The sequence below is a fragment of the Streptomyces sp. NPDC001709 genome (assembly GCF_053596375.1).
Map to the genome: position 1 here is coordinate 244,449 of NZ_JBSFGB010000003.1, position 24,628 is coordinate 269,076.

Below are 24,628 nucleotides of genomic sequence, written 5' to 3' on the forward strand. Positions count from 1 at the left end.
CGGCCGGCTCACGCACTGCTCAACGGGTCCGGCCCGCCGCGTGTCTGGTCAGCAGGTCCCGTAGTTCCCGGGCGTTGCGCCGGCTGACGGCGAGGACGCGGTCGCCGATCCGTACGGTCACATTGCCGCCGTCCAGCCGGAGTTCGTCGATGCTGCCGAGTGCGACGAGCCGGCTGCGGTGGATACGCACGAACCCGCGGGCGCGCCACTGTTCCTCCAGGGTGGACAGCGCGACGCGCACCAGATGGCTGCCGTGCCGGGTGTGCAGCCGCGCGTAGTCGCCCTGTGCCTCGACATGGGTGATGTCGGCGATGGGCACGAACCGGGTCACCCCGCCCAGTTCCACGGGGACTTGGTCGCCGAGGGCGGAGGACGCCGGATCGGATCCCGTCGCATCGAGGGCGGCCGGGCGGGGTCCCTGCCCGGCCCGGACCAGTTCGGCGACCCGCCGTACGGCCTCGGCGAAGCGCTCCTTGCGCAGGGGCTTGAGCAGGTAGTCGACGGCCTGGAGATCGAAGGCGCGGACCGCGAAGTCGTCGTGGGCGGTGACGAAGACGATCAGTGGTGGGTCGGCGAACGCGCCGAGCATCCGGGCCAGTTCGAGTCCGTCCAGGCCCGGCATGTCGATGTCGAGGAAGACGACGTCGACGGCGTGCGTGCCGTGCGGGCCGTCCTGCACGGCCCGGCCGAGCCGGCGCAGCGCCTCCGCCGGCCCCGCCGCGGGCACCACGCTGCCCACCCGTGGATCCCCGCCCAGCAGATACAGCAGCTCCTCGAGCGCGGGCTCCTCGTCGTCCACCGCCAGCACACGCAAGGGGGCGTTGCTCGCGCTCATCGCCGTGCCTCCTTCGTACCGGAACCTGGACATCGAGCATGACGATCCACACCAACTTCCGCACGCATCCTAAGACTTGATCACGATCACTCCGGTACCAGCAGGCGTGCCGACTCCCCCGGGCCCACTGGTACCACCCGGTCGCGCAGGCAGACGTCGATGGGGGCCCGGTCGGAGTCGGGGACGGCGATCTCCAGTAGGCCGCTGCGCAGGCGGAGATGGACGCCCCAGTGGCCGTGGTAGCGGAGGGCGAAGCCGTAGGAGGACAGTTCGGGGAGCGGGACGGGGTCGAGGCACAGGGCGCTGTCACGGGTCTCCAGGCCGGTCAGTCCGCGCTGGACGAGGTCGAGGGTGCCGGCCATGGCGCCGAGGTGGATTCCCTCACCGGTGGTGCCGCCCTGCAGGTCGGCGATGTCGCCGCGCAGCGCCTCCTGGACGAAGGCCCAGGCGTCGGCGCGGCGGCAGCGGGCCAGGATCCAGCCGTGGACCAGGCCGCTCAGGGTGGAGCCGTGGCTGGTGCGGTGCAGATAGTGGTCGACGGTCGCGGTCCAGATCCCCTCGTCGAGGAGATAGCCCAACCGGTGGAAGAGGGAACGGAGTTCCGTCGCCGAGAAGAGATAGCCCAGCATCAGGACATCGGCCTGCTTCGACGCCTTGTACCGGTTGACGGTGTCGCCCTCCGCCTCCAGGATCCGGTCGAGGCGCCGGATGTCGTCGTAGCGCTTGCGGTAGCCCTCCCAGTCCAGCTCGGCGAGGTCGCCGTAGCCCTCGAACTGGCTGATCACCCCGTCGTGGAAGGGGATGTGGAGGGTGCGGGAGATCTCCTCCCAGTGGGCGGGCTCGTCCTGCTCCAGGCCGATGCTCTCGGTGAGTTCGCGGCGGCGCGGCTCGGGCAGGAAGTTCAGCAGTTCCAGGGTGCGGGCGAGCACCCAGGCGGCGGTGACGTTGGTGTACGCATTGTCGTCCAGGCCGGGTTCGGTCGCGCCGGGGTAGGCGTCGTGATACTCGTCGGGGCCCATCACGCCCCGGATGCGGTAGCGGCCGAGGTGGTCGTCGTAGTCGGCCGAGTCCCCCCAGAAGCGGGCGATCTGCAGCAGCATCTCGGCGCCCTCGCCGTGCAGGAAGTCGGTGTCCGCGGTGGCCTCGCAGTACTGCCAGATGTTGTAGGCCACGGCCGAGCCGACGTGGTGCTGGAGCCGGGAGTGGTCGGGCAGCCAGCGGCCGGAGCGCGGGTTGAGGTGGACTTCCTGGGCTTCCTCGCGGCCGTCGCTGCCGCTCTGCCACGGGTACAGCGCGCCGCGCCGGCCGAGTTCGCAGGCCGCGTGGCGAGCGGCCTCCAGCCGCCGGTGCCGGTAGTGGAGCAGGGCGCGGGAGACCTCGGGCAGGTGCAGGTTGAGGTAGGGCAGGACGAAGAGTTCGTCCCAGAAGACGTGGCCGCGGTAGGCCTCGCCGTGCAGTCCGCGCGCGGGGACGCCGACGTCGAGGTCGGCCGTGTGCGGCGAGAGGGTCTGCAGCAGGTGGAACAGGTGCAGGCGCAGGATGCTGCCCGCCTCGCCGGGGACCTCCAGCACGGTGCGCCGCCACAGCTGCTCCCACGCGGTGGCGTGCGACTGCAGCAGCGCGTCGAAGCCGGGGGCGGCGCCGACGTGGTCGACGGCCGCGTCCAGCGGATCGCCGATCGCGGGGTCGTGGGAGGTGTACAGCGCGACGGTCTTGTCGACGGTGACGGTACGGCCCGGCGCCAGGCGCAGCCGCATGTGCTGGACGGCTCGCAGCGGTTCGGGCACCGTCGTCACCGGCGCGTCGGCCGTCATCCGGGCGGCGAGGCCGCATTCGATGCGGGACGTACGGGTGTGGCAGCGCAGCCACACGGCGCCGTGCGCGGCGATGCCGGTCCGTATCCGGGTGAGGTGCCGGCCGTCCAGGTCCCGGTAGCGGGCCACGCCGGAGTTGGTGACACGGCCGTCGAGCGCGGCCTCGACGTCCAGGTGGATCCCGCGGCCCTCTGCGGTGAACTCGGTGCGCAGCGCGGCGAGATGGGGGTCCGCCAGGTGGACGAGGCGCAGCTGGCGCACCTGGAGCGTGGTGCCGCCGTCGAGGTCGTAGCCGGTACGGCGCTCCAGCAGTCCGGGGTCGAGGTGCAGGATCTGGTGGTGCTCGGCGACGGGCGCGGTGTCCGGGGTGAGCCAGGCGCCGCCCGCCGGACGGAAGCGCAGCGGCAGCCAGTTGGGGAGGTTGACCATGTCCTCGTTCTCGACCCGGCGTCCGGCGACCTCGGAGGTGAGCCGGTCGTAGCAGCCGGCCGCGTAGGTGCCCGGGTAGTGGATGTCGTCGGCGGTGCACTCGGGCAGCGCCCCGCGCGTGGCGAAGTAGCCGTTGCCCAGCGTGCACAGCGACTCTCGCAGGCGTTCCTCCTCGGGCCGGTAGCCGTCGTACTCCCAGGTCGGTCCCGTCACGGTCCCCCCTCGGACAGCAGGCCGGCGAGCACCCGGTCGGGGGTGAGGGGCAGTTCGCGGAAGCGGATCCCGGTGGCGTGGTGGACGGCGTTGCCGATGGCGGCGGCGGTGCCGACGATGCCGATCTCGCCGATGCCCTTGCTGCCCATGGGGTTGAGGTGCGGGTCGTCCTCGTCGATCCAGTCGGCCTCGACGGCGGGGACGTCGGCGTGCGTGGGCACGTGGTAGGAGGCGAGGTCGGCCTCGGCGAAGTCGCCGAACGCGCGGTCCGTCGTGCTGTGTTCGGTCAGGGCCATGCCGAGACCCATGGTCATGCCGCCGGTGAACTGGGAGCGTGCGGTACGGGCGTTGAGGATCCGTCCGGCGGCGAAGATGCCGAGCAGCCGGCGTACCCGGGTCTCGCCGGTGACGGTGTCGACGGCGACCTCGGCGAACTGGGCGCCGAAGGCGTGCCGGGCGTAGGGGCTGTCGGCGTCGGCCCGCCCGGCGGTGTCGGCGCGGGTCTCGATGCCGTCGGCGGGCAGCGGCCCGGTGTGCGCGGCGAGCCGGGACGCCAGCTCGGCGCAGGCCTCGTGCACGGCCCAGCCCCAGGAGGCGGTGCCCATGGAGCCGCCGGCCAGCCATGCCGGCGGCAGGTCGCTGTGCCCGATCTCGGTGCGGACCCGGGCGAGGGGCACGCGGAGGGCGTCGGCGGCGATCTGGGCGAGGACGGTACGGGCCCCGGTGCCGATGTCGGTGGCGTTGATCCGGACGGCGAAGCCGCCGTCGGGCAGGGCCCGGGCGGTCGCGGTGGCCGGGACGGCCCCGGCGGGGTAGGTGGCCGCGGCCACGCCGGTGCCGATGAGCAGGGGGCCCTCGCGGCGCACACCCGGACGTGGATCACGCCCGGCCCAGCCGAAGCGGCGTGCGCCCTCGCGCAGGCATTCCACGAGGTGCCGGCTGCTGAACGGTTTGCCGCTGACCGGCTCCCGTTCGGGTTCGTTGCGGATGCGCAGCTCCACCGGGTCCGTGCCGAGCGCGTCGGCGAGTTCGTCCACGGCCGACTCCAGGGCGTACATGCCGGGCGCCTCGCCGGGGGCGCGCATCCAGGACGGGCTGGGCACGTCGAGCGGGACCACCCGGTGGGAGCTGAGCAGGTTCGGGGTGGCGTACATGACCCGCGAGGGCACCGCGGCCTGCTCGATGAACTCCCGCACCTTGGAGGTGCAGGTGGTCGCCTCGTGCAGTACGGCGGTGAGCCGGCCGTCCGCGCTCGCGCCGAGGCGCAGGCGCTGCTCGGTGGGGGCGCGGTGGCCGACGGTGGCGGGCATATACCGCCGGGGGTAGGCGAGGGTGACGGGCCGCCCGGTGCGCCGGGCGGCCATGGTGGCCAGGACGACGTCGGGGCGCGGGGTGCCCTTGGCGCCGAAGCCGCCGCCGACGTGCTCGCAGACGACGGTGATCCGGCCCTCGGGCAGCTCGAACAGCTGGGCGAGCACCTCCCGCACGGTCGTACCGCCCTGGCTGGAGGTGTACACGGTGAGCCGGTCCCCGTCCCAGTGGGCCGTGCTGGCGTGCGGCTCCATGGGGTGATTGTGCAGCGGCGGCACCCGGTAGGTGACATCGACGCGGACGTCGGCGGCGGCGAAGGCGGCTTCCGGGTCGCCCCTCTCGACCCGGCCCGGATAGCCGGCGTTGGTCTCCTCCGGCTCGTAGGCGTCCGGGTGAGCGGGGTCCAGCCCGGCGTCGTGCGGCTCGGCCGTGTAGGTGACGCGGACCGCCCGGGCGGCGGCACGGGCCGACTCCGGGGTCTCGGCGACGGCCAGGGCCACGCACCAGCCCCGGTGCGGCACGGCCGGGCCCTGCAGGACGGCGAGCGTGGCGTCCTCGGGTGCGGCGAGCCGGGGGGCGTCGTCGGGGGTGAGGACGGCGAGGACGCCGGGCAGGGCGAGCGCGGCCGAGGTGTCGACGGCGGTGACCCGGCCGCGCGCGATCGCGGCGGGCACGGGCCAGGCGTGGGCCCGGCCGGGCAGGGCGTACTCGGCGGCGTAGCGAGCGGCCCCGGTGACCTTCTGCAGCCCTTCCCGCCGCTCGGCGGGGGCACCGAGGCCGTTGCCGGGGGCCGGATGCCCGCCGTGCCGGCGCTCGCCGACACCCCCGGCGGGCGTGCCGGGGGCGGTGTGCCGTGCCTCCCGGCGCTCCACAGGGGCGCCCAAGCCGCCGCCAGGGGCCGGAGTGCCAGAGGTTGTTCGCCGCGCCTCGCGGTGTTCTGCGGGGGTACCCGGGGTGTCGGCGGTCATGGGTTCCTCCTGCTCTGGTCGCTCCTGGCCGTTCAGGCCGCCGCGGGGGCCGGGACGAGGCGGTTCAGGGTGTCCAGGGCGAGATTGCGGGCGAGGGGCACCTTGTAGGCGTTGTCCCGCAGCGGCTCGGCGTGCTCGAGTTCCAGTGCAACGGCTCCCTCGAAGGCGGCCGGGGTCGCGGGGGCGCCCAGCAGGGCCGCCTCGGCGCGGCCGGCCCGCCAGGGCCGGTGGGCGAGCCCGCCGAAGGCGATGCCCACCTGGTCGACGACGCCGTCCGCGATCCGCAGCACGACGGCCACGGAGACGAGGGCGAAGGCGTACGACGCCCGGTCGCGGGCCTTGCGGTAGGCGGACGGCACGCCTGCGGTCGCGGCCGGGAGCAGCACCCCGGTGATCAGTTCACCGGGGCGCATCCAGGTGTCCCGCTCGGGATGGGCTCCGGGCAGCCGGTGGAAGTCGGCCGCCGGGAGCCGCCGGATGCCCTCGGTGCCGTACAGCTCCACCCGGGCGTCGAGGGCGGCGAGGGCGACGGCCATGTCGGAGGGGTGGGTGGCGATGCAGTGCTCGGAGTGGCCGAGGACCGCGTGGTCGCGGTGGACGCCCTCCCGGGCGCCGCAGCCGGTGCCGGGCTCGCGCTTGTTGCAGGGTTTGTCCAGATCCTGGAAGTAGGGGCAGCGGGTGCGCTGGAGCAGGTTGCCGCCGGTGGTGGCGGCGTTGCGCAGCTGCCCGGAGGCGCCCGACAGAAGCGCCTGGGACAGCGCCGGGTAGCGGTCGCGGACGCGCGGGTCGGCGGCCAGGTCGCTGTTGCGGACGGTGGCGCCGACACGCAGGGAGCCCTCGGGCAGCTCCTCGATGCGGTCCAGCGGCAGCCCGCCGAGGTCGATGAGGACGGCGGGGCGCTCCACGCCGAGTTTCATCAGGTCGACCAGGTTGGTGCCGCCGCCCAGATAGCGGGCGCCGGGGTGGGCGGCGTACGCCTCGAGGGCGTCCCGGACGCTGCCGGGCCTGAGGTATCCGAAGCCGTTCACCGGATCACGTCCTCCACCGCCTCGACGATGCGCGGGTAGGCGCCGCAGCGGCACAGATTGCCGCTCAGCCGCTCGCGGATCTCCGTCCGGTCCAGCGGGACGGGTCTGCCGGAGGGTGCCGCGGGGTCGGTCACGTGGGAGGGGTGACCGGCCCGGGCCTCGGCGATCATGCCCAGGGCGGAGCAGATCTGGCCCGGGGTGCAGTAGCCGCACTGGAAGGCGTCGCGGTCGAGGAAGGCCCGCTGCAGCGGATGCGGCTCCTCGCCGTCCCCGCCGAGGCCCTCGACGGTGGTGATCTCGCTGCCGTCGAGGGTGACCGCGAGCAGCAGGCAGCTGTTGAGGCGGCGGCCGTCGGCCAGCACGGTGCAGGCACCGCACTGGCCGTGGTCGCAGCCCTTCTTCGACCCGGTGAGGCCGAGATCCTCCCGGAGCAGGTCCAGCAGGACACGCCGGTTGTCGACGTGCAGGGTGTGCGGTTTCCCGTTGACCCGGAGGGTGATCTCCGAGTCGGGAGGGAGCGGGTTCTCGCTGGTCATGGCGGGAGGCCTTCCGGACGGGCCGTGGTGCCGTTCAGTCCGCGTATCCAGGCGGCGGCGCCTCACACGTCCGCGAGGCCCCCTTCGCTCACGGGTAGCGGACCAGGTCCGCCACGTTGTTCGAGGAGTTCGACGGTCCTCCGGTGTTGTCGATGACGTGACTGATGGTGCCGGTGCCTCCCAGGGAGACGGTGACCATGCCGGTGAAGCCGACGTTGGGGTTGTTCGGCACCTCGAAGGCCCGGTCGGCGGTGACGCTCGGGTTCACGTTGAAGTAGCAGTAGCTGCCGAGGCCGTACGCCTGGTGGCTGGTGACCGAGTCGGCGACCTTGTAGGCGGCGTAGCCCTTCGTGGAGCCGTTCATCCAGGCGGACTGGTTCGGCGGGTCGTACGGCATCTCGTTCTGGAAGAAGTAGGTGCGGCCGCCGTTGCCGTTCCAGATCACCTGGTACTTCTGGAAGTGCTCCACGAACAGGCCGTACATGGTCACGTCGTTCCCGTTGACGACGAGTCCGGTGTCGGCGGTGTTACTGGTCCAGCCGACGCCGCTGCCGTGGTCGGCGCGCCAGATCCACATGTGGTCGCCGATGACGTTGTCGCTGTTGACGGCGAGGCTGGTGGCCGCCTTGCCGGTGCCCGCGCCGCCGATGCGGAAGTAGACGTCGTGCAGGGAGGTCGGGTCGGCCGCGTGGGAGGCGGTGGAGCCGGCCGGCCCGACCTCGAGCAGGGTCTTCGAGCTGGTGGTGCCGGCGTCGAAGAGCAGGCCCGCGATCTTGACGCCGTCGACGTCGGCGACGCTCATCGCGGTGATCCCGTTGTCCGGGACGAAGGTGGCGAGCCCGAGGCCGAGGACGACCGTGTCGGGGCGGATCACCTTCAGGGTCTGGTCGAGGTGGTAGACACCGGGCGTGACGAGCAGGTTCTGGCCCGCCGCGAGGGCCGCGTCGATCTGCGCGGCGGTGGCGCCGGGCTTGACGACGTAGAACCGGCTCAGCGGCAGGGAGGTGCCGGACGGGCTGCCACCGGCCCAGCCGGTGCCCGAGGTGTTGGAGCGCGCGGAGGGCACGAACACCTGGTAGTCACCGGAACCGTCGACGTACAGGAACGGCTTCTCGCGGGTGACCGGGCTCTGCGCGACGGTGGTGTACGGCGGGTTGGGGAAGCTGGTGCCGGGCACGCCCTGGCTGCCGACGAAGACCATGTTCCAGTTGGACCCGGTCCAGCTGCCGAGCTGGGAGTTGCGGGTCAGCCACTGCTGCTGGGTGCCGGAGTCGACCTGCCCGTCGACCTTGCTGTCGGCGAGGTAGCCGCCGGAGGACCAGCCGCCGTCGTCGAGGGCGAGGTTGCCGCGCAGATGCATCCGGCGGTACGGCGCCGCCTGGGACACCGCCCAGCGGTCGCTGCCGCCCGTGGGGTTGACGGAGAGGTTCTCGGCGCCGCGCCAGAAGTTCTGCGTGGCGTTGCCCTGGAACCAGTCGGCCTCGGCGTGCACGGCGCCGTTGATCGAGACCGCGTCCGGGGTCAGACCGAGGCCGAGCACCTGGGTGTAGAAGCCGACGTTGACGTCGGCGCTGTAGGCGCCGGGCTTGAACAGGACGGCGTAGCGCTGGGAGCCGAACTGGTCGGTCTCCTGCTGCTTGAAGATCGCGTCCAGTCTGCTCTGGATGGCCGAGGACGACATCGACGGGTCGAAGACGACGACGTTCGGGCCGAGGTCGGGGTCGCTCGTCGACTGTGTCACGGGCACCACCTGGAAACGCTGGGCGGCGGTGCCGTTGCACGTGTACTGCACGAACCGCGCGCTGTCGGCGGGGGAGGCGCCGGGGTCGTCCAGGCACTTGCCGCTGTTCTTGTTGACGAAGTGGAAGGCGCCGCCGCCGTCGTCCACGGCCTGCCACTGCTGGTTGGCGCCGCCGCCGTAACTCCACAGCTGGATCGGCGCGTTGTCGGCGGTGGACACGTCGGTGACGTCCACGGCCTGGCTGGTGTTGTTGCCGTTGTCGATGTGGACGTAGCCGTTTGCGGCGTCGGTGAAGCGCCACTGCTGGGCCGTGGTGCCGTTGCAGGCGTACTGCTGGACGACGGTGCCGTCGGCGGTGGCGGCGGCCTTGGCGTCCAGGCACTTGCCGCTGGCTGCGTTGATGACGGTCGCGAAGCCGGTGGGCAGCGCGGCGGCCCGGGTGGTGGCGGCGTGTGCCCGCCCGGCGGTGCTCAGGGGCGTCGGTGCGGCGGTGAGCAGGGCGGCGGCCGCCGCGGCGACGAGGGCGACGGCCGTCGATCTGCGGCGTGGATGAGGAAACACGGGTTCTCCTGGGGGCGGGATCAGCCGGTGTAGGCGGCGAGGACGCGGGTGTAGTCCCAGTCGGACTGGCTCACGCCGGAGCAGCTGTCGGCGGGACCGCCGGTGCACGGCCGGTCGCGGTTGGCGGACCAGAAGGTGAGGCGGGCGAGGTGGTGTGCCCGTGCGTAGGCGAGGATGGTCCGGAAGTCGTTGACCGTGACGGTCTCGTTGTTGTCGGTGATGCCGTTCATGGACGAGATGCCCATGTCCCGGTAGGCCTGGTCGTCGCTGTAGTGGTACGCGTTCTTCAGCGCGTTCTTCAGGCCCTCGGCGGCCTGGGTGGTGAGGTCGCCCATGTTCCGGCCGGCGCCGCCGAAGTCGAACGGCATGATGGCCCAGGCGTCCGCGGTGAGCCCCGAGGAGGCGGCCCGGTCGATGAGGCCGGTGTCGGGGCCGGACTGCCCGGTGCCCTGGGTGATGTACACCTTCAGGCCGGGGTTGTTCGCCTTCACCGTCTTGAGCGCGTCCACGGTCCGCTGCTGCACGGTGGCGCTGCTGTAGGCATCGGCCTCGATGTCGATGTCGATCGCCTTCAGGCCGTAGGCGTTGATGACCTTCTGGTAGGCCGCGGCCAGCTCGCTCGCGCTGGAGCAGGAGCTCTCCAGCTTGTTGCCGCTGTAGCCGCCGAAGGACGGGATCACGTCACCGCCGCCCGCCCGCACGGTGTTGACGGTCTGCTGGTCGACCCCGCCGGTCAGCGGTCGGCTGCCGTCCCACTGCGGGTTGCAGTGGCCGTTGCTGAGCACGAAGGCGAGCGTGAACCACTTCACGCCCGTGGCCCGGGTGATGGTGGTGGGGTTGGGCGGGCTGCCCCAGCCGTTGTACAGGTACGGCGCTACGGCCATCGGGGCGGCCGTGACGGTCCACTTCTGCTTCGCGCCGCCGGTACAGCTCCACAGCTGCGCCTTGGCCCCGTCGGCCGTCGAATTGCCGGTGACGTCCAGGCACTTGCCGGCGAGTCCGGTGATGGTCCCGGTGTCGGCCTGGGCGGGGGAAGCGGTGAGCAGTCCGGCCGAAAGCGTGAGGACGGCGAGGGATACTGCCGCGGGAAGGGGTCTGGCCATGTGCGGGAGCGGCCTTTCGCGTGGGGGGTGGGGCGGCCCAACGCCGGTGTAGGGAGGGGGCGTTGACGTGTCCGCAGTCTTTGTTTAAGGCGTGAAACTAAAGGTCCGGACCAGTGGAGTCAAGGGGGACGACACCAACTGGGCCTGGCTTTGCGCGCCCCGGAGACAGCCCCGCCCCCCTGCGCCGAGCCCCCGCAACCGCTAAGCCGCGGCAGCCCCCCGCTCCGCGAACTGCGTCCGGTACAGCTCCGCGTACCGTCCCTCGTCCGCCAACAGCTCCTCGTGCGTGCCCCGTTCCACGATCCGGCCGGACTCCACGACCAGGATCTGGTCGGCGGCCCGGACCGTGGACAGGCGGTGGGCGATGACCACCGCGGTGCGGCCCTCCAGGGCCTCGGTGAGGGCCTCCTGGACGGCCGCCTCGGACGTGTTGTCCAGGTGGGCGGTGGCCTCGTCCAGGATGACCACGCGCTGGCGGGCCAGCAGCAGCCGGGCGATGGTCATCCGCTGGCGTTCACCGCCGGAGAGCCGGTAGCCGCGCTCGCCGACGACCGTGTCCAGGCCGTCGGGCAGGGACCGTACGACCTCGGCGAGGCGGGCGCGGCCGAGGGCGTCCCAGAGTTCCTCGTCCGCGGCCTCGGGGCGGGCCAGCAACAGATTGGCGCGGACCGTGTCGTGGAACAGGTGGCCGTCCTGGGTCACCATGCCGAGGGTGCCGCGCAGGGAGGCGGCGGTGAGGTCACGGACGTCGACCCCGCCGATGCGGACGGCGCCCGCGTCGACGTCGTACAGGCGCGGCAGCAGCTGGGCGATGGTGGACTTGCCGGCGCCGGAGGAGCCCACGAGGGCGACGGTCTGGCCGGGTTCGGCGCGGAAGGAGACGCCGTGCAGGACCTCGGAGCCGCCGCGGGTGTCGAGGGCGGCGACCTCCTCCAGAGAGGCGAGGGAGACCTGCTCGGCCGAGGGGTAGGAGAAGCGGACGTCCTCGAACTCGACGGCGACCGGACCCTCGGGGACTTCGCGGGCGTCCGGCTTCTCCTCGATCAGCGGCTTCAGGTCCAGCACCTCGAAGACCCGCTCGAAGCTGACGAGGGCGCTCATCACCTCGACCCGGGCGCCGGCCAGCGCCGTGAGCGGGGCGTAGAGGCGGGTGAGCAGCAGGGCGAGGGAGACGACCGCGCCGGCCTGCAGGGTGTCGTGCAGCGCGAACCAGCCGCCGAGGCCGTAGACGAGGGCCAGGGCGAGGGCGGAGACCAGGGTGAGGGAGGTGATGAACACCGACTGGGCCGTTGCCGTGCGCACGCCGATGTCCCGCACCCGCGCGGCGCGGGCCGCGAACTCCGCCGACTCCTCCTCGGGGCGGCCGAACAGCTTGACCAGGGTGGCGCCGGGGGCGGAGAAGCGCTCGGTCATCCGGGTACCCATGGCCGCGTTCAGCGCCGCCGCCTCCCGCTGCATCAGCGCCATCCGGGTACCCATACGCCGGGCGGGCAGCACGAACACCGGCAGCAGCCCCAGCGCGAGCAGGGTGATCTGCCAGGACAGCGTGAGCATCACCGCGAGGGTGAGCAGCAGGGTGACCAGGTTGCTCACCACGCCCGACAGGGTGTTGGCGAACGCCCGCTGGGCGCCGATCACATCGTTGTTGAGCCGGCTGACCAGCGCTCCCGTACGAGTCCGTGTGAAGAACGCGACGGGCATGCGCTGCACATGATCGAACACAGCCGTTCTGAGGTCGAGGATGAGTCCCTCCCCGAGCGACGCCGACAGCCGCCGCCCGAGGATGCCGAGCCCCGCCTCCGCGAGCGCGACGAGCGCGATGAGCAGGGAGAGCCGGACCACCGTGCCGGAGTCGTGCCCCGCCACGATCGCGTCGACGACGCGGCCGGCGAGCATGGGCGTGGCCACGGCGAGCAGCGCGGTCACCACCCCGAGCAGCACGAACCGGACGATGCCCGAGCGGTGCGGGCGGGCGAAGGCGGCGATCCGGCGCAGCGTGGCGCGGGCGAACGGACGACGCTCGGACTGTGCGTTCATCACGCTGTGCAGCTGCATCCATGCGGTGGTCTCCATGCTCATGGGAGAGAACGTAGAACCTCAAGCTTCGTTGAGGTCAATGTCCGTCTCATTTCACCCGCACCGGCGTCCCTGCCCGACACCCCGGAGGCCCCGATGACCACAGCCTGTAAGCCGGAGTCCCCGCATCCGCCATCCGCCGTTGGGGCGGCGCGGAAAGCCTCTGCGGATGTGACTGCCGTCCCGTTCTCCCCAGGCCCCCGGGGACGACTCCCCCGTCGCGTCCCCGTCCGCCAGGTGCTGTGCCTGGTGCCGCTCGTGCTCGTCGCCGTGATCGCCGTGCGGAACCGCTCGCTGCTCGTCGAGGGCTTCGGCCAGCTGCGCACGGCCGACTGGCCGTGGCTGCTCGCGGCGGCCGGCGCCACCTGCCTGAGCTGGGTGGCCGCCGCCTTCACCCGCCAGGGCGCGGTGATGCAGCCGCTGCCGAAGGCGCGGCTGCTGGCCACCCAGTTCGCGGCGTCCTCGGCCAACCACCTGCTGCCCACCGGGCTCGGCGCGGGCGCGGTGAACCTGCGCTTCATGACCGTGTGCGGGGTGCCGCTCGCCCGCTCTTCGGCCGCGCTCGCCCTGTATCTGCTGGCCGAGTCCGTGGGCCGGCTCGGCCTGCTGGCCGCGCTGCTGCTCGCCTTCCCCGACGCACTGCGGCTCGGCCCCCTGCTGCCGGACGGCTCGGCGCTCCCGCTGCTGCTGGGCGCGGCCGGCCTGCTGGCGGTGGCAGCGGCCGTCGTGGCCCTGCTACGACCGCTGCGCAGGCGCGTGTCCGGGTTCGTGCGGGACGCCCTGGGCGAGGCACGGTCGGTGCACACCCGGCCGTCCCGGGCCCTGGCCCTGTGGGGCGGCTCGCTGGCCTTCCCCGCGCTGCAGGCGGCCGGTCTCACCGCGGTCGGCCAGGCGCTGCGGCTGCCGGTGCCGCCCGCGCACATGGCGCTCGCCTACCTCGCGGCGACCGTCGCGGTGGCCCTGGTGCCCACACCGGGCGGACTGGGCTCGGTCGAGGCGGCGCTGATCGTGGCCCTGGTCGCGGTGGGCGGCCCGGCCGCGGTGGCCACGGCGGTGGTCCTGGCCTACCGCATCATCACGGTGTGGGTGCCGCTGCTGCCGGGCGCGTTGACGCTGGGGGCGCTCGTACGGTTCAAGGTCATCTGAGGCAGAGTGGCCTTCCGACCAGAACGAGGAGGGCTTGTCATGCCGGTCCGCGTGGAGCGCACGGAGTACGTCACCACGGTCGTCCTCTCCCGGCCGGAGGCCCGCAACGCGGTGGACGGCCCGACGGCGGCGGATCTCGCCGCCGCCTTCCGGGAGTTCGAGGCCGACGACGACGCCCGGGTGGCGGTGCTGTGGGGTGAGGGCGGCACGTTCTGCGCGGGGGCGGACCTCAAGGCGATCGGTACGGAACGCGGCAACCGGGTGGCCGAGGACGGCGACGGGCCGATGGGGCCGACGCGGATGCGGCTGTCGAAGCCGGTGATCGCCGCCGTCGCCGGGCACGCGGTGGCGGGCGGTCTGGAGCTGGCCCTGTGGTGCGATCTGCGGGTCGCGGAGGAGGACGCCGTGTTCGGGGTGTTCTGCCGCCGCTGGGGCGTGCCGCTGATCGACGGCGGCACGGTACGGCTGCCCCGGCTGATCGGCACCAGCCGGGCCATGGACATGATCCTCACCGGGCGGCCGGTACCGGCCCGTGAGGCCTACGAGATGGGGCTCGCCAACCGTGTCGTGCCTGCCGGACACGCCCGTGCCGAGGCCGAGGCGCTGGCGGCGGACATCGCCCGTTTCCCGCAGGCCTGTCTGCGCGGCGACCGTGCCTCGGTCCTCGACCAGGAGGGGCTGGACGAGGAGGGGGCACTGGGCGGTGAACTCCGCCATGGCATGGGCGTGTTGGGGCAGATCGAGCGGGGTGCCGCCCGGTTCGCCTCGGGGGCGGGGCGGCACGGGTCGTTCACGGACCTGTGAACCGGCCGGCCCGCCGTCCCTACTCCTCGGGGAGCCCGGCGTAGACCCGCAGGGGATTGCGCGGTGTGGGCAGTCCCCAGGCGCGTACGGTGCTCCAGAGGTTCACCCACTGCCAGGTCTGCGTGTCGAGTCCGGCGAGCACCCGTACCAGGCGCCGCTGGCGCTCCCCGAGCTCCTCGAACGCCCCGACGCCGCCCGGCACCGGCTCGCCGAACGCCAGCCGCAGTGCGGCCCCGGCGACCGGGAAGGCGGCCGGACCCGAGGTGACGGTCAGTGCGCCCGTGACCGCGTCCAGGGCCTCGTCCGGGAACCGGTCGGCGAGCAGGACGAGGGAGGCGGCGGCGTAACCCCGCAGGTCGCCCTCGTGGAAGAGGACGCGGAGGGAACCGGTCTCGGGCTGTTCGTCCTCGACGGCCGCGAGTTCCGTCAGCACGTCGACGCGCACGGCGTCCGCGACACCGGCGCCGCCGAGGCGGGCCAGCGCGGTGGCCGCCGCCCAGCGCACCACCGGCTCCTGCGACGCGAGGAACGCCCGCAGCCGGTCCACGAGTTCGCCGTCGCCCAGCAGCCCAGCCGTGACGACGGCGGTGGCCAGGACCACGGGTTCGGTCTCCTCGTCGAGCAGCCGCAGCAGACGCGGCAGCGTCCGGCCGGCCTCCTCGGGGAACCAGGCCGGCAGATACGCCGCCGCGGCCCGTACGGCCGGCTCGTCGTCGTCCAGCAGCGCGAGCAGGCCGGGCAGTTCGCGGCGCACCGCGTCGTAGGCGCCGAGCTCCGCCTGCACGGCCTCGCGCTGGTGGTCGTGGTCGAACATGCTGCGCCGGAACTCCCGGCTGCGCCGCTCGCGCTCCTCGGTCGCCTCCTCGACCCAGGCGTCGAACTCGGCGCGTATCTCCTCCGGGTCCCGGGCGAGGAACTCGTCGACCTCGCGCCGCCAGCCCGCCACCGCCACGCCGGCGGGCAGATGCGCCTCGTCGTAGCCGACGGCGAGCGACGCCAGCAGCTCGACCAGCGCGGCCCGGCCGGGCAGCGCCGGGTCGGCCGCCATGCGCGCCAGGAACGGCACCGCCGCCGCCGTCGCCGGGTACCGGCTGCCCTGGTGGAAGATGTTGCCGTACAGGGCGTCCAGCGCCTTGTGCCGCTCGTCGGGGTCCGGGGAGCACAGGGCGCGCAGCTGCCCGGGCACGTCGTCGGCGGGGCCGTAGGCGTGGGTGAGGGCCGGCCAGTCGACGGCGTCGAGTCCCGCCAGGGGGAGGTTCGTGTCGGTCACGGGCCGAACTGTCCCACACGGCACTGACAACGGATCGGCTCAGCCGGTGCTCACCCGCACCTGACCGCCCTCGGGGTCGACGCGGTCGTGCCAGCGGGCGGTGAGGGTCAGGGTGCGGTTGGGCAGGGCGGTGCCGGGGCCGAGTCGCTCGCGGTGCAGCAGGCGGCCGTCCTGGCGGACGTACAGCACGGGCCGGCGCAGGGGGACCGTGGTGCGCAAGACGTAACGTTCCGGCCGGGCCCGCGGGGTGATGCGGTTCGGGGCGATCCAGCGCAGCGGCGCCTCGACGGCGAGCGGGACTCCACAGCCGGGCCAGGCGGTGCCCGCGAGGAAGTCCAGGACGGCCTCGGCCGCGCGGGCACCCTCCCGGGCCACGGTACCGGCGGGCTCGACGGGGTGCAGGACGTTCCCGGCGGCGAAGACCCCGGGGCGCGAGGTGTGCAGGCGGCCGCCGACGGCGGGGCCGCGGGTGCCGGGGTCCAGGGCGAGGGCGCCGCGCCGGGCGAGTTCGTGGTCGGGGACGAAGTCACCGGTGAACACGACGGTGTCACAGGCCAGTACGGCGGTACGGCCGTCGCGGTGGCGCACGCGGACGCCGGACAGACGGCCGTGGCCGATGAGTTCGGCGACCGTGGTCTCCGTCAGCAGCGGAATGCGGTGCCGCAGACGGGCCGGCTGGGCTCGGTGCAACGGGACTTGGGCGCGGGGCTGGTCCGTGACCAGGGCGACGACCTCGGCACCGGCCGCGCGCACGGTGACGGCCGCGGCGTAGGAGACGCCCTCGGCGCCGACGACCACCGCGCGGGCGCCGATGCGCTGCCCGAACAGATGGACCGCCTGCTGGAGTTCACCGGTGGTGTAGACGCCGGCGGGTCGGGTGCCGGGCACCAACCGAGCGGTACGCGGACGCTCCCGGGCACCGGTGGCGAGGACAACGGCCCGCGCCTCGATCGTCTCCGGCCCACCGGGTCCAACGGCGGTGAGCACCAGACCTCGCTCCGCACCGACGGCGTTGGGCAACGGGTCCTGCTCCGGACCGACGGCGTTGGGCAACGGGCCCTGCTCCGGTCCGGGAAGCGCCGCACTCGCATGCACGCCCCGGCCGCTCCCGGCCGAAACCGCCGGGAACTCGCCGACCACACGCCGGTCCACAGTGCCTGACCCCACCTCGGACACCCCGGCGACACCCTGGTCCACAACGCCCGGACGCGCCGCGAACCCCCCGGCAAGACCCCCGCCCGGAACACCCAGCCCCGCCCCTGGCACTCCGGCCACCGCCGAGTCCTGGCCGTCCCCGGCCACCGACAACCCCGCCCCCGCCCAATCCAGGACCGTCACCCCGGTCCGGACGACCGCGCCCGCCCGCTCGGCCGCCTCGACCAGCAGACGGGCGTACTCGGGGCCGGTCCGCGGGTGTGTGCGGGTGCCGAAGCCGCCGTGGGCGCAGTGCCTGGGTACTCCCCCGGCCACCTGCTCACGCTCCAGCACCTCGACCCGGCCTGCTCCGGAGGCCGCGAGGCGTGCGGCGGCGACCAGACCCGCGGGCCCCGCACCGACGACCAGGACGTCGACCCGGCGGACGCGCGGGACCCAGGCGCCCGGCGCCCCACCGACACCCAAGACGCCCGGCGCCCCGTCGACACCCGACACGCCCCGCGCCCCACCAACACCCGACACGCCCTGCACCCCGCCGAGATCCGGCACGCCCGGCGCCCCACCGGCACCCCGCACCCCCCGCGCCCCACCCGCGCCCGGTCCCCCTCGCTCGGCCGTCATGCTCAGGTCCTCCCGCCGCGTGCCGTCTCGAAGAGGTCCCGTACCGCCGCCCCGCAGTAGAAGCCCTGGCACCGGCCCGCCCGTGCCCGGGTGCGGCGGCGCAGGCCGTCCAGGGTACGGGGCGGGATCGTACCGGCGAGGGCGTCGCGGATCTCTCCGCGGGAGACGCGTTCGCAGTGGCAGACGAGCGTGCCGTACTCGGGGTCGGCGGCGATGAGTTCGGGCCGCTGGTAGGGGCGCGGGAAGGCCTCGCCGAGGTTGGGCATGGTCACCGGCTCCGGCTCGCGCACCGGACCGAGGTCCAGTCCGGCGTCGGCCAGCAGGCCGGTGACATGGGCGGCGATGGCCAGGGACGCGGTCAGGCCGGTGGAGCGGATGCCGCCGACGGTGATGTACGCCTGTTCGGGGTGGGCGGCGATCCGGTAGTCCTCCTGGCCGGTGGCCGCCCGCAGCCCGGCGTAGACGGCGGTGACGTCCTCGTCGAGCAGGGCGGGCAGGATACGGCGGCCCTTGTCGCGCAGTTCGGCCAGGCCCTCGGCGGTGGAGCCGGTGGCCCGCTTGTCGTCCAGGTCCTCGGCGGTGGGTCCGAGCAGGACGTTGCCGTAGACGGTGGGTGCGACCAGGACGCCCTTGCCGAGCGCCGTCGGGACGGGCAGGAGGATGTGCCGGACGAGCGGGCGGGCGAACTTGTCGTACACCAGGAGCTGGCCGCGGCGCGGGGTGACGGTGAAGTCCTCGTGCCCGAGCAGCCGGTCGACGCTGTCGGCGTGCAGTCCGGCCGCGTTGACCAGGCGACGGGCGCGCAGGGTGCCGCGGGAGGTGGTCAGGCGGTGGCCGTCGTCCGGTGCGTAACTCGCCTGGCGCACAGCGGTGTTCAGGTGCAGGTCCACTCCCGAGCGGACCGCCTGCGTGGCGTACGCCAGCGTGGTCGTCCAGGGGCAGATGATGCTCTCGCCGGGAACGTGCAGGGCACCCAGTGCTCCGGGGCCGAGGTGGGGTTCCCGGGCATACAGCTCGCCGGGGTCCAGCAGGCGGGTCGCGTGGTAGGCGTTGCGCTCCGCCTTCGCGGCCAGCCGGGGCAGGGCGGCCAGCTGTTCCTCGTCCCAGGCGACCAGCAGGGCGCCGACGCGTTCGACGGGGATGCCGGACTCGGCCGCGTAGGCGCCGAGCCGCTCGTACCCCTCGCGGACCAGCCGAGCCTCCAGGGTCCCGGGGGTGGCGTCGAAACCGGTGTGCAGGATCGCGGTGTTGGCCTTGGAGGTGCCCTGCCCGACGTCGTCCTGGGCCTCGACGAGGGCGACGCTCAGGCCCGGGTGGCGGGCGAGTTCACGGGCGATGGCGCAGCCGACGACACCGGCGCCGACGATCACGACGTCGTACGTCCGCGGGGGCAGCGGGCCTTCCGCGGTGACGGCGACGGTCATGAGCCGAGCAGGGCCGCGACGGCGGTGCGGAAGCGGGCGCGGCGTTCGGCGGCCTGGTCGGCGGTGATGCGGGGTTCGTACACGGCGGCGGGCTTCCAGTCGGGCAGGGCCTGTTCGACGCCCAGGGTACGGTCCGCGCCGAGGCGGGCCAGGGCGGCCGCGCCGAGGGCGGTGGCGTCGGGCAGCGCGGACACCTCGACGGGGCGTTGCAGCAGGTCGGCCTGGGTCTGCATGAGCAGGGCCGAGCGGGTCAGGCCGCCGTCGACGCGGAGGGTGTCCAGCGGGGCGCCGAGGTCGGCGGCGGCCGCGTCGGCGAGTTCGGCGACCTGGGCGGCGATGCCCTCGCACAGGGCGCGCACCAGGTGGCCGGGTCCGGTGTCGAGGCCCAGTCCGGTGAGCGAACCGCGCACGTCGCCGCGCCACCAGGGGGCGGCGAGTCCGGCGAGGGCGGGCACGAAGGTGACGCCGCCGCTGTCGGGGACGGCGCCGCCGACGGGGTCGAGGTCGGCGGCGCAGGAGATGACCCCGAGGTCGATGAGCCAGCGGACGGCGGAGGCGGCGGTGTAGACCTGGCCGTCCAGGCAGTAGCCGGTGGTTCCGGCGAGCCGCCAGGCCACGCAGCTGACCAGGCCGGAGGTGCCGCGCCGGGGGCGGTCACCGGTGTGCGCGAGCAGGAACGCGCCGGTGCCGTAGGTGCACTTGGCGGCTCCGGGTGCGGTGATGCGCTGGGCGAGCAGGGCGGCCTGCTGGTCGACGCACAGCCCGGTGAGCGGGATCTCGCGGCCGAACGCCGTGGTCGTGCCGATGTGCTGGGCGTTGTCGGCCGCCTCCGGGAGCCGTTCGTCCGCCAGGCCGTAGACCTCCAGGGCCCTCGGCGACCACTGTGCGCGGTCCAGGTCGAGGAGCTGGGTACGGCCGGCGGTGGCGGCGTCGGTGGCGTAGGCGCCGGTGAGGCGGTGGACGAGCCAGGCGTCGGAGGTGGTGACGACGCCCTCGCGGGTGAGGTGGCGGCGGATCCAGGCCATCTTGGGCGCGGCGAAGTACGGGTCGAGGGGCAGGCCGGTCAGCTGCCGCAACTCCTCGGCGTGTTCGGCGAGTTCGGCGCACACGGTCTCGGCGCGCCGGTCCTGCCACACCAGGGCGTCGGTGAGCGGGCGGCCGTCGGCGGGGTCCCAGGCGAGGACGGTCTCGCCCTGGTTGGCCAGGCCCAGCGCCACGACGTCCTCGCCGGCCTCGGCGAGCGCCCGCCGACCGGCGTCGACCACGGAGTCGTACAGCTCGGCCGGGTCCGCCTCGACCAGTCCGCCGGGCAGGTACCGCGGGCGGACCTCGGCGAATCCGGAGCCCAGCACGCCGCGTTCCGGGCAGACCACGAGGGCCTTGGTGCCGGACGTGCCCTGGTCGACCGCGAGCACCGGCCCGGTCATCGCGCCCTCTCCCGTTTCGCCCCGACGATCACATCGCGTCAGCCTGCCGTCGCGCCGCGTCCGGCGTCAAGCTCGTCCTGGTGTTCAACTTGCCGGGATAAATGGTTGAGTTGGCAACAATAGCGAGGGGGAACCCACCCCTCTATAGTGACCGCCGACCAGCGCGCACCCCCACAATCGCCGCCCACAGGAGAGCTGTTGCTACGCCAGCCCGCCACACCGCCCGTGCGCCCGTGGCCCGGGACCGAAGGCTGATGGCCAGAGAAGGACCCCGTCCCTCCTACGACCCCGCCGGCCCGGACCACGCCCTGCGCTCCGCACTGCAGGACCTGCGCACCGGCCGCTGGATGGCCATGCGCGCGCTGCTCGCGGACACCACGCCCGGGTGGCAGTGGACCCAGCGCACCCAGGTCCTCGCGGCGGCCGCGGCCGGCACCGACGTGGTGCGGGCGTGGCTCGCGGAGGAGCCGGGCAGCGTACACGCCGCGGTGATGCACGCGCGGGTCGGTGTGGAGCGGGCGCTGCGCGCCCAGCGGGAGAAGCACCGCCGTACCCACGAGTTGTGGATCGAGGCCTGGGACGCCGCCCAGTCCGCCACCCGGATCGCGCCACAGGACCCGGTGCCCTGGGTGTGTCTGCTGGCGCTGGCCCAGCTTGATCCGGAGCAGCGCTGGGAGGAGCACCGGGCGCCGGCGCCCGAGCCGATGCTGCCGCCGGGGCCGTGGGGACTGCTGGCCGAGGCCGGCCGGCGCGACCCGTACAACCGCGAGGCCCACCACCGGATGCTCCAGTTCCTGTATGTGCGCGGCGGCTCGGGGCGGCTCGCGGAGGCCGCTGGCTATGCGCAGTGGGCGGCCGGGCAGGCGCCGTCCGGTTCGGCGCTGCACGTGCTGCCGCTGTACGTCCGCGTCGAGCGCTACCGGCGCGACAGCGGGCACGACGCGGCGCTCGACCTGCACTGGGTGGCGGAGGACGCGGCGCGTGAGGCGATGCGCGCCCTGCGCTCCTGGTTCGAGCACACCCACCACGCCGAACGCTCGCTGCTGGACCTCAACCATCTGGCCCACGCCCTGTGGGGCTCGCTGCAATTCCCCGACGCGGCTCGGGTGTTCGACGCCATCGGCCCGTACTTCACACCCCCGCCCTGGATGTACCGCACGCCCGACCGCGCCCGTGCCGTGGAGGTCTTCAGCCAGGCCCGGGACCGCTGCCGGGCGGCCGCGGACGGCTCACGCCCCTGAACGTGCCCTGTCCCCAAGCCCCTTGACCGGGAGGTCCCCCGCATGTCCCCCACCCCCGATCCCGCGCCCGCCCCGGGCCTGCTCCAGCAGGACGAGGAGCAGCGGCTGCGCGAACTCGGCTACCGTCCGGTGCTGGCCCGCCGGATGGGCGGTTTCGGCAACTTCGCGATCAGCTTCTCGGTGATCTCGATCCTGTCCGGCTGCATGACCCTGTACGGCTTCGGCCTGAACACCGGCGGCCCCGCCGTCATGCTGTGGGGCTGGGCCGGCGTCGGCCTGTTCGTCCTGTGCGTCGGCCTCGCGCTCGCGGAGGTCACCAGCGCCTACCCGACCTCCGGCGCGCTGTACTACATGGCCGACCGGCTCGGCGGCCGGCGCTGGGGCTGGTACACCGGCTGGCTGAATCTGCTCGGTCTGCTCGGCGCGATCGCGGGTATCGACTACGGCGCCGCCCTGTTCACCGGCGCGTTCGCGAACCTGCAGTGGGGCTTCACGCCCACGCCCGGCAAGACCATGCTGATCTTCTGCGCCATCCTGCTGCTGCACGCGGTGCTGAACCTGTTCGGCGTCCGCCTGGTCAGTGTGCTCAACTCGGTCAGCGTGTGGTGGCACCTCGCGGGTGTCGCGCTGATCGTCGGCGCCCTCGCGATCGTCCCCGACCACCACCAGTCGGCGTCCTTCGTGTTCACCAAGTTCGTCAACGACACCGGCTGGCACAACCCGGTCTACGTGGCGGCGATCGGCCTGCTGCTCGCGCAGTACACCTTCTCCGGCTACGACGCCTCAGCGCATCTGTCCGAGGAGACCTCGCAGGCCTCGGTGTTCGCGGCGCGCGGCATCGTGCGGTCCATCTGGGCGTCCTGGATCGCCGGCTTCGTGCTGCTCGCCGGCCTGACCTTCGCCATCCAGAACTACGACGCCACGCGCACCACCGACACCGGTGTGCCGCCCGCGCAGATCCTGCTCGACGGCCTGGGCACCGGCGGCGCGAGCGCCCTGCTCCTGGTGGTGATCATCGCCCAGCTGTTCTGCGGGAACGCCGAGGTCGCCGCGGCCAGCCGGATGGTGTTCGCGTTCAGCCGCGACGGCGCGCTGCCCGGCTCCCACCTGTGGCGCAAGGTCAGCAGCCGCACCCAGACGCCGGTCGCCGCCGTCTGGCTGTCCGTCATCGTGGCGTGCGTGCTCGCCCTGCCGTCGCTGTACTCGGCCACGGCGTACAACGCGGTGACCGCCATCAACGTCATCGGCATCACCCCCGCCTACGCGATCCCCGTGCTGCTGCGGCTGCGCGCGGGCGACCGTTTCCGGCCGGGGCCGTGGCAGCTGGGCCGCTGGAGCAAGCCGATCGGCTGGATCGCGGTGATCTGGGTGGCCTGTGTGACCGTGCTGTTCTGCCTGCCGCAGGCCTCGCCCGTCACCGTGGACACGATGAACTACGCGTCGGTGGCGCTCGCCGTCGTGCTGATCCTGGCGAGCATCTGGTGGTACGTCGCCCGCCGGTCCTACGGCACCCCGACCGCCGCCGCGTACGGCGACGACCGCGATCAGGCCGAACTCGCGGAGGGCATCGTCTGAGCGAACTGTCCGAGGAGCACCGGTCCTGGTACGAACCGGCGTTCCGGATGCGGCAGGATGTGCGATCGCGCCGGTCTCCGGAGTTCCTCCGGCCGGCGCGATCGCACATCCCGCACATCGAGCAGGTGACAAGGTGACGACACTTCACAACTCCGCAGCAGGCGCGCGCCCCGGAGGTGACCGGTGAACCGCGCGGTGACCCTCGACGACCTCGTCCTCGCGGGCGTCTCCCTCGCGGCGGGCCTGCTGCTCGCCTTCCTGTCGCGCACCCTGCTGCGCTGGCTGGCCAAGCACGCCAAGCGGACCAAGTGGAGCGGCGACGACGTCATCGTGGACGCGCTGCGCTCGGTCGTGCCGTGGGCGGCGATCGCGGGCGGCGCGGCGGCGGCAGCGGCCGTGCTGCCGCTGACCCGGACCGTGCAGCACCACACCAACCAGATCCTCGAGGTGTGGCTGATCCTCGTGGTGACCCTGTCCGCGGCCCGGGTGATCTCCGGCCTGGTCAGCTCGGTCACCCAGTCCCGCTCGGGCGTGGCGGGCTCGGCGACCATCTTCGTCAACATCACCCGGGTGCTGGTCCTGGCGATCGGCTTCCTGGTCGTCCTGCAGACGCTCGGCATCTCGATAGCGCCCCTGCTGACCGCCCTCGGTGTCGGCGGTCTCGCGGTGGCCCTCGCGCTGCAGGACACGCTGGCCAACCTCTTCGCGGGCATCCACATCCTGGCCTCCAAGACGGTCCAGCCGGGCGACTACATCCGCCTCGGCAGCGGCGAGGAGGGATACGTCGTCGACATCAACTGGCGCCAGACGACGGTCCGCCAGCTCTCCAACAACCTGGTGGTCATTCCCAACGGCCAGCTCGCCAAGGCCAACATGACCAACTTCACCCACCCCGAACAGCGGTTGACGGTCCTGGTGCAGGCCGGGGTGGGCTACGACTCCGACCTGGAGCACGTGGAGCGGGTGACGGCGGAGGTCGTCGCGGAGGTCATGCGGGAGGTCGAGGGCGCCGTGCCGGACCACGAGCCCGCCATCCGCTTCCACACCTTCGGCGACTCCCGCATCGGCTTCACGGTGATCCTCGGCGTCGGCGAGTTCAGCGACCAGTACCGCATCAAGCACGAGTTCATCAAGCGCCTGCACCGCCGCTACCGCGCGGAGGGCATCACCGTCCCGCCCCCGACGCGCACGGTGACGCTGCAGCAGGGGACGGTGGTGATTCCGCACCAGCGGAGCGGGGAGGAGATGACGCCGGGAGCCACTGCGGCCCAGTAGCCCGGCCGCGGGCGGCCAGGGCCTGTCCGGCGGATCATGCCGGAGACGCGAGGGTTGATCAGGCCCCGTTTCTTC

At 73.4% G+C, this 24,628-nt stretch carries 17 protein-coding genes and 1 pseudogene; 5 read left to right on the top strand and 13 right to left on the bottom strand.

The features are described 5' to 3' along the window. Positions 1-19 precede the first annotated feature (19 nt). The 8 genes from ACWC0C_RS06205 to ACWC0C_RS06240 all read right to left on the bottom strand — a co-directional run bounded on the left by ACWC0C_RS06205 (position 20) and on the right by ACWC0C_RS06240 (position 12,612). The gene (locus ACWC0C_RS06205) at positions 20-835 is read right to left on the bottom strand and encodes a LytR/AlgR family response regulator transcription factor (RefSeq protein ID WP_450862009.1); all 816 of its coding nucleotides are present in this window, start codon (positions 833-835) and stop codon (positions 20-22) included. Between the two features lie 86 nt (positions 836-921). Then, the gene (locus ACWC0C_RS06210; protein WP_450862011.1) at positions 922-3,291 is read right to left on the bottom strand and encodes a glycoside hydrolase family 65 protein; all 2,370 of its coding nucleotides are present in this window, start codon (positions 3,289-3,291) and stop codon (positions 922-924) included. Next, positions 3,288-5,570, bottom strand: coding sequence for a xanthine dehydrogenase family protein molybdopterin-binding subunit (locus ACWC0C_RS06215; protein WP_450862012.1), 2,283 nt, complete (start codon positions 5,568-5,570; stop codon positions 3,288-3,290). The genes ACWC0C_RS06210 and ACWC0C_RS06215 overlap by 4 nt, the downstream gene beginning before the upstream one ends. A 32-nt stretch (positions 5,571-5,602) precedes the next feature. Next, positions 5,603-6,598 (bottom strand): FAD binding domain-containing protein, encoded by a 996-nt coding sequence (locus ACWC0C_RS06220; protein ID WP_450862014.1) that lies wholly within the window; start codon positions 6,596-6,598, stop codon positions 5,603-5,605. After that, entirely contained in the window at positions 6,595-7,134 is a 540-nt protein-coding gene (locus ACWC0C_RS06225; protein WP_450862016.1) for a (2Fe-2S)-binding protein, read from the bottom strand. The genes ACWC0C_RS06220 and ACWC0C_RS06225 overlap by 4 nt, the downstream gene beginning before the upstream one ends. An 88-nt stretch (positions 7,135-7,222) precedes the next feature. Then, on the bottom strand, positions 7,223-9,436 hold the full coding sequence (locus tag ACWC0C_RS06230) for an RICIN domain-containing protein (protein ID WP_450862018.1): 2,214 nt from the start codon (positions 9,434-9,436) through the stop codon (positions 7,223-7,225). A gap of 20 nt (positions 9,437-9,456) precedes the next feature. After that, the gene (locus ACWC0C_RS06235; protein WP_450862020.1) at positions 9,457-10,539 is read right to left on the bottom strand and encodes an RICIN domain-containing protein; all 1,083 of its coding nucleotides are present in this window, start codon (positions 10,537-10,539) and stop codon (positions 9,457-9,459) included. 201 nt (positions 10,540-10,740) lie between these two features. Continuing rightward, entirely contained in the window at positions 10,741-12,612 is a 1,872-nt protein-coding gene (locus ACWC0C_RS06240) for an ABC transporter ATP-binding protein (RefSeq protein WP_450862261.1), read from the bottom strand. 99 nt (positions 12,613-12,711) lie between these two features. Here ACWC0C_RS06240 and ACWC0C_RS06245 point away from each other — a divergent pair, with 99 nt between their 5' ends. Together ACWC0C_RS06245 and ACWC0C_RS06250 are read left to right on the top strand one after the other, a co-directional pair. Beyond that, positions 12,712-13,761: a lysylphosphatidylglycerol synthase transmembrane domain-containing protein gene (locus tag ACWC0C_RS06245; protein WP_450862021.1), complete on the top strand. Its 1,050-nt coding sequence runs from the start codon at positions 12,712-12,714 to the stop codon at positions 13,759-13,761. Positions 13,762-13,800: 39 nt separating this feature from the next. Next, positions 13,801-14,565, top strand: coding sequence for a crotonase/enoyl-CoA hydratase family protein (locus ACWC0C_RS06250; RefSeq protein WP_450862023.1), 765 nt, complete (start codon positions 13,801-13,803; stop codon positions 14,563-14,565). 19 nt (positions 14,566-14,584) lie between these two features. On the opposite strand, the gene ACWC0C_RS06255 is transcribed toward ACWC0C_RS06250, so the two are convergent. From ACWC0C_RS06255 to ACWC0C_RS06275, 5 genes and pseudogenes are all read right to left on the bottom strand, one after another. Next, on the bottom strand, positions 14,585-15,835 hold the full coding sequence (locus tag ACWC0C_RS06255) for a HEAT repeat domain-containing protein (protein WP_450862025.1): 1,251 nt from the start codon (positions 15,833-15,835) through the stop codon (positions 14,585-14,587). Positions 15,836-15,874: 39 nt separating this feature from the next. Next, complete coding sequence (locus ACWC0C_RS06260) at positions 15,875-17,032, bottom strand: NAD(P)/FAD-dependent oxidoreductase (protein ID WP_450862263.1); 1,158 nt, start codon at positions 17,030-17,032, stop codon at positions 15,875-15,877. Between the two features lie 285 nt (positions 17,033-17,317). Continuing rightward, positions 17,318-17,611 (bottom strand): annotated as a pseudogene (locus tag ACWC0C_RS06265) (hypothetical protein); the annotation flags it as partial. Positions 17,612-17,613: 2 nt separating this feature from the next. Then, a complete protein-coding gene (locus ACWC0C_RS06270) occupies positions 17,614-19,035 on the bottom strand; it encodes an FAD-dependent oxidoreductase (RefSeq protein WP_450862026.1) in 1,422 nt (473 codons plus the stop codon). After that, on the bottom strand, positions 19,032-20,462 hold the full coding sequence (locus ACWC0C_RS06275; protein ID WP_450862027.1) for an FGGY family carbohydrate kinase: 1,431 nt from the start codon (positions 20,460-20,462) through the stop codon (positions 19,032-19,034). The genes ACWC0C_RS06270 and ACWC0C_RS06275 overlap by 4 nt, the downstream gene beginning before the upstream one ends. Before the next feature lie 254 nt (positions 20,463-20,716). On the opposite strand from ACWC0C_RS06275, the gene ACWC0C_RS06280 reads away from it, so the two are divergent. The 3 genes from ACWC0C_RS06280 to ACWC0C_RS06290 all read left to right on the top strand — a co-directional run bounded on the left by ACWC0C_RS06280 (position 20,717) and on the right by ACWC0C_RS06290 (position 24,553). Further along, complete coding sequence (locus tag ACWC0C_RS06280; RefSeq protein ID WP_450862028.1) at positions 20,717-21,703, top strand: hypothetical protein; 987 nt, start codon at positions 20,717-20,719, stop codon at positions 21,701-21,703. A 42-nt stretch (positions 21,704-21,745) separates the two neighbouring features. Continuing rightward, positions 21,746-23,278 carry an amino acid permease gene (locus ACWC0C_RS06285; RefSeq protein ID WP_450862030.1) on the top strand — a complete coding sequence of 511 codons (1,533 nt, stop codon included), beginning with the start codon at positions 21,746-21,748 and terminating at the stop codon, positions 23,276-23,278. Positions 23,279-23,461: 183 nt separating this feature from the next. Continuing rightward, positions 23,462-24,553 (top strand): mechanosensitive ion channel family protein, encoded by a 1,092-nt coding sequence (locus ACWC0C_RS06290; RefSeq protein ID WP_450862031.1) that lies wholly within the window; start codon positions 23,462-23,464, stop codon positions 24,551-24,553. The last annotated feature ends 75 nt before the right edge of the window (positions 24,554-24,628 follow it).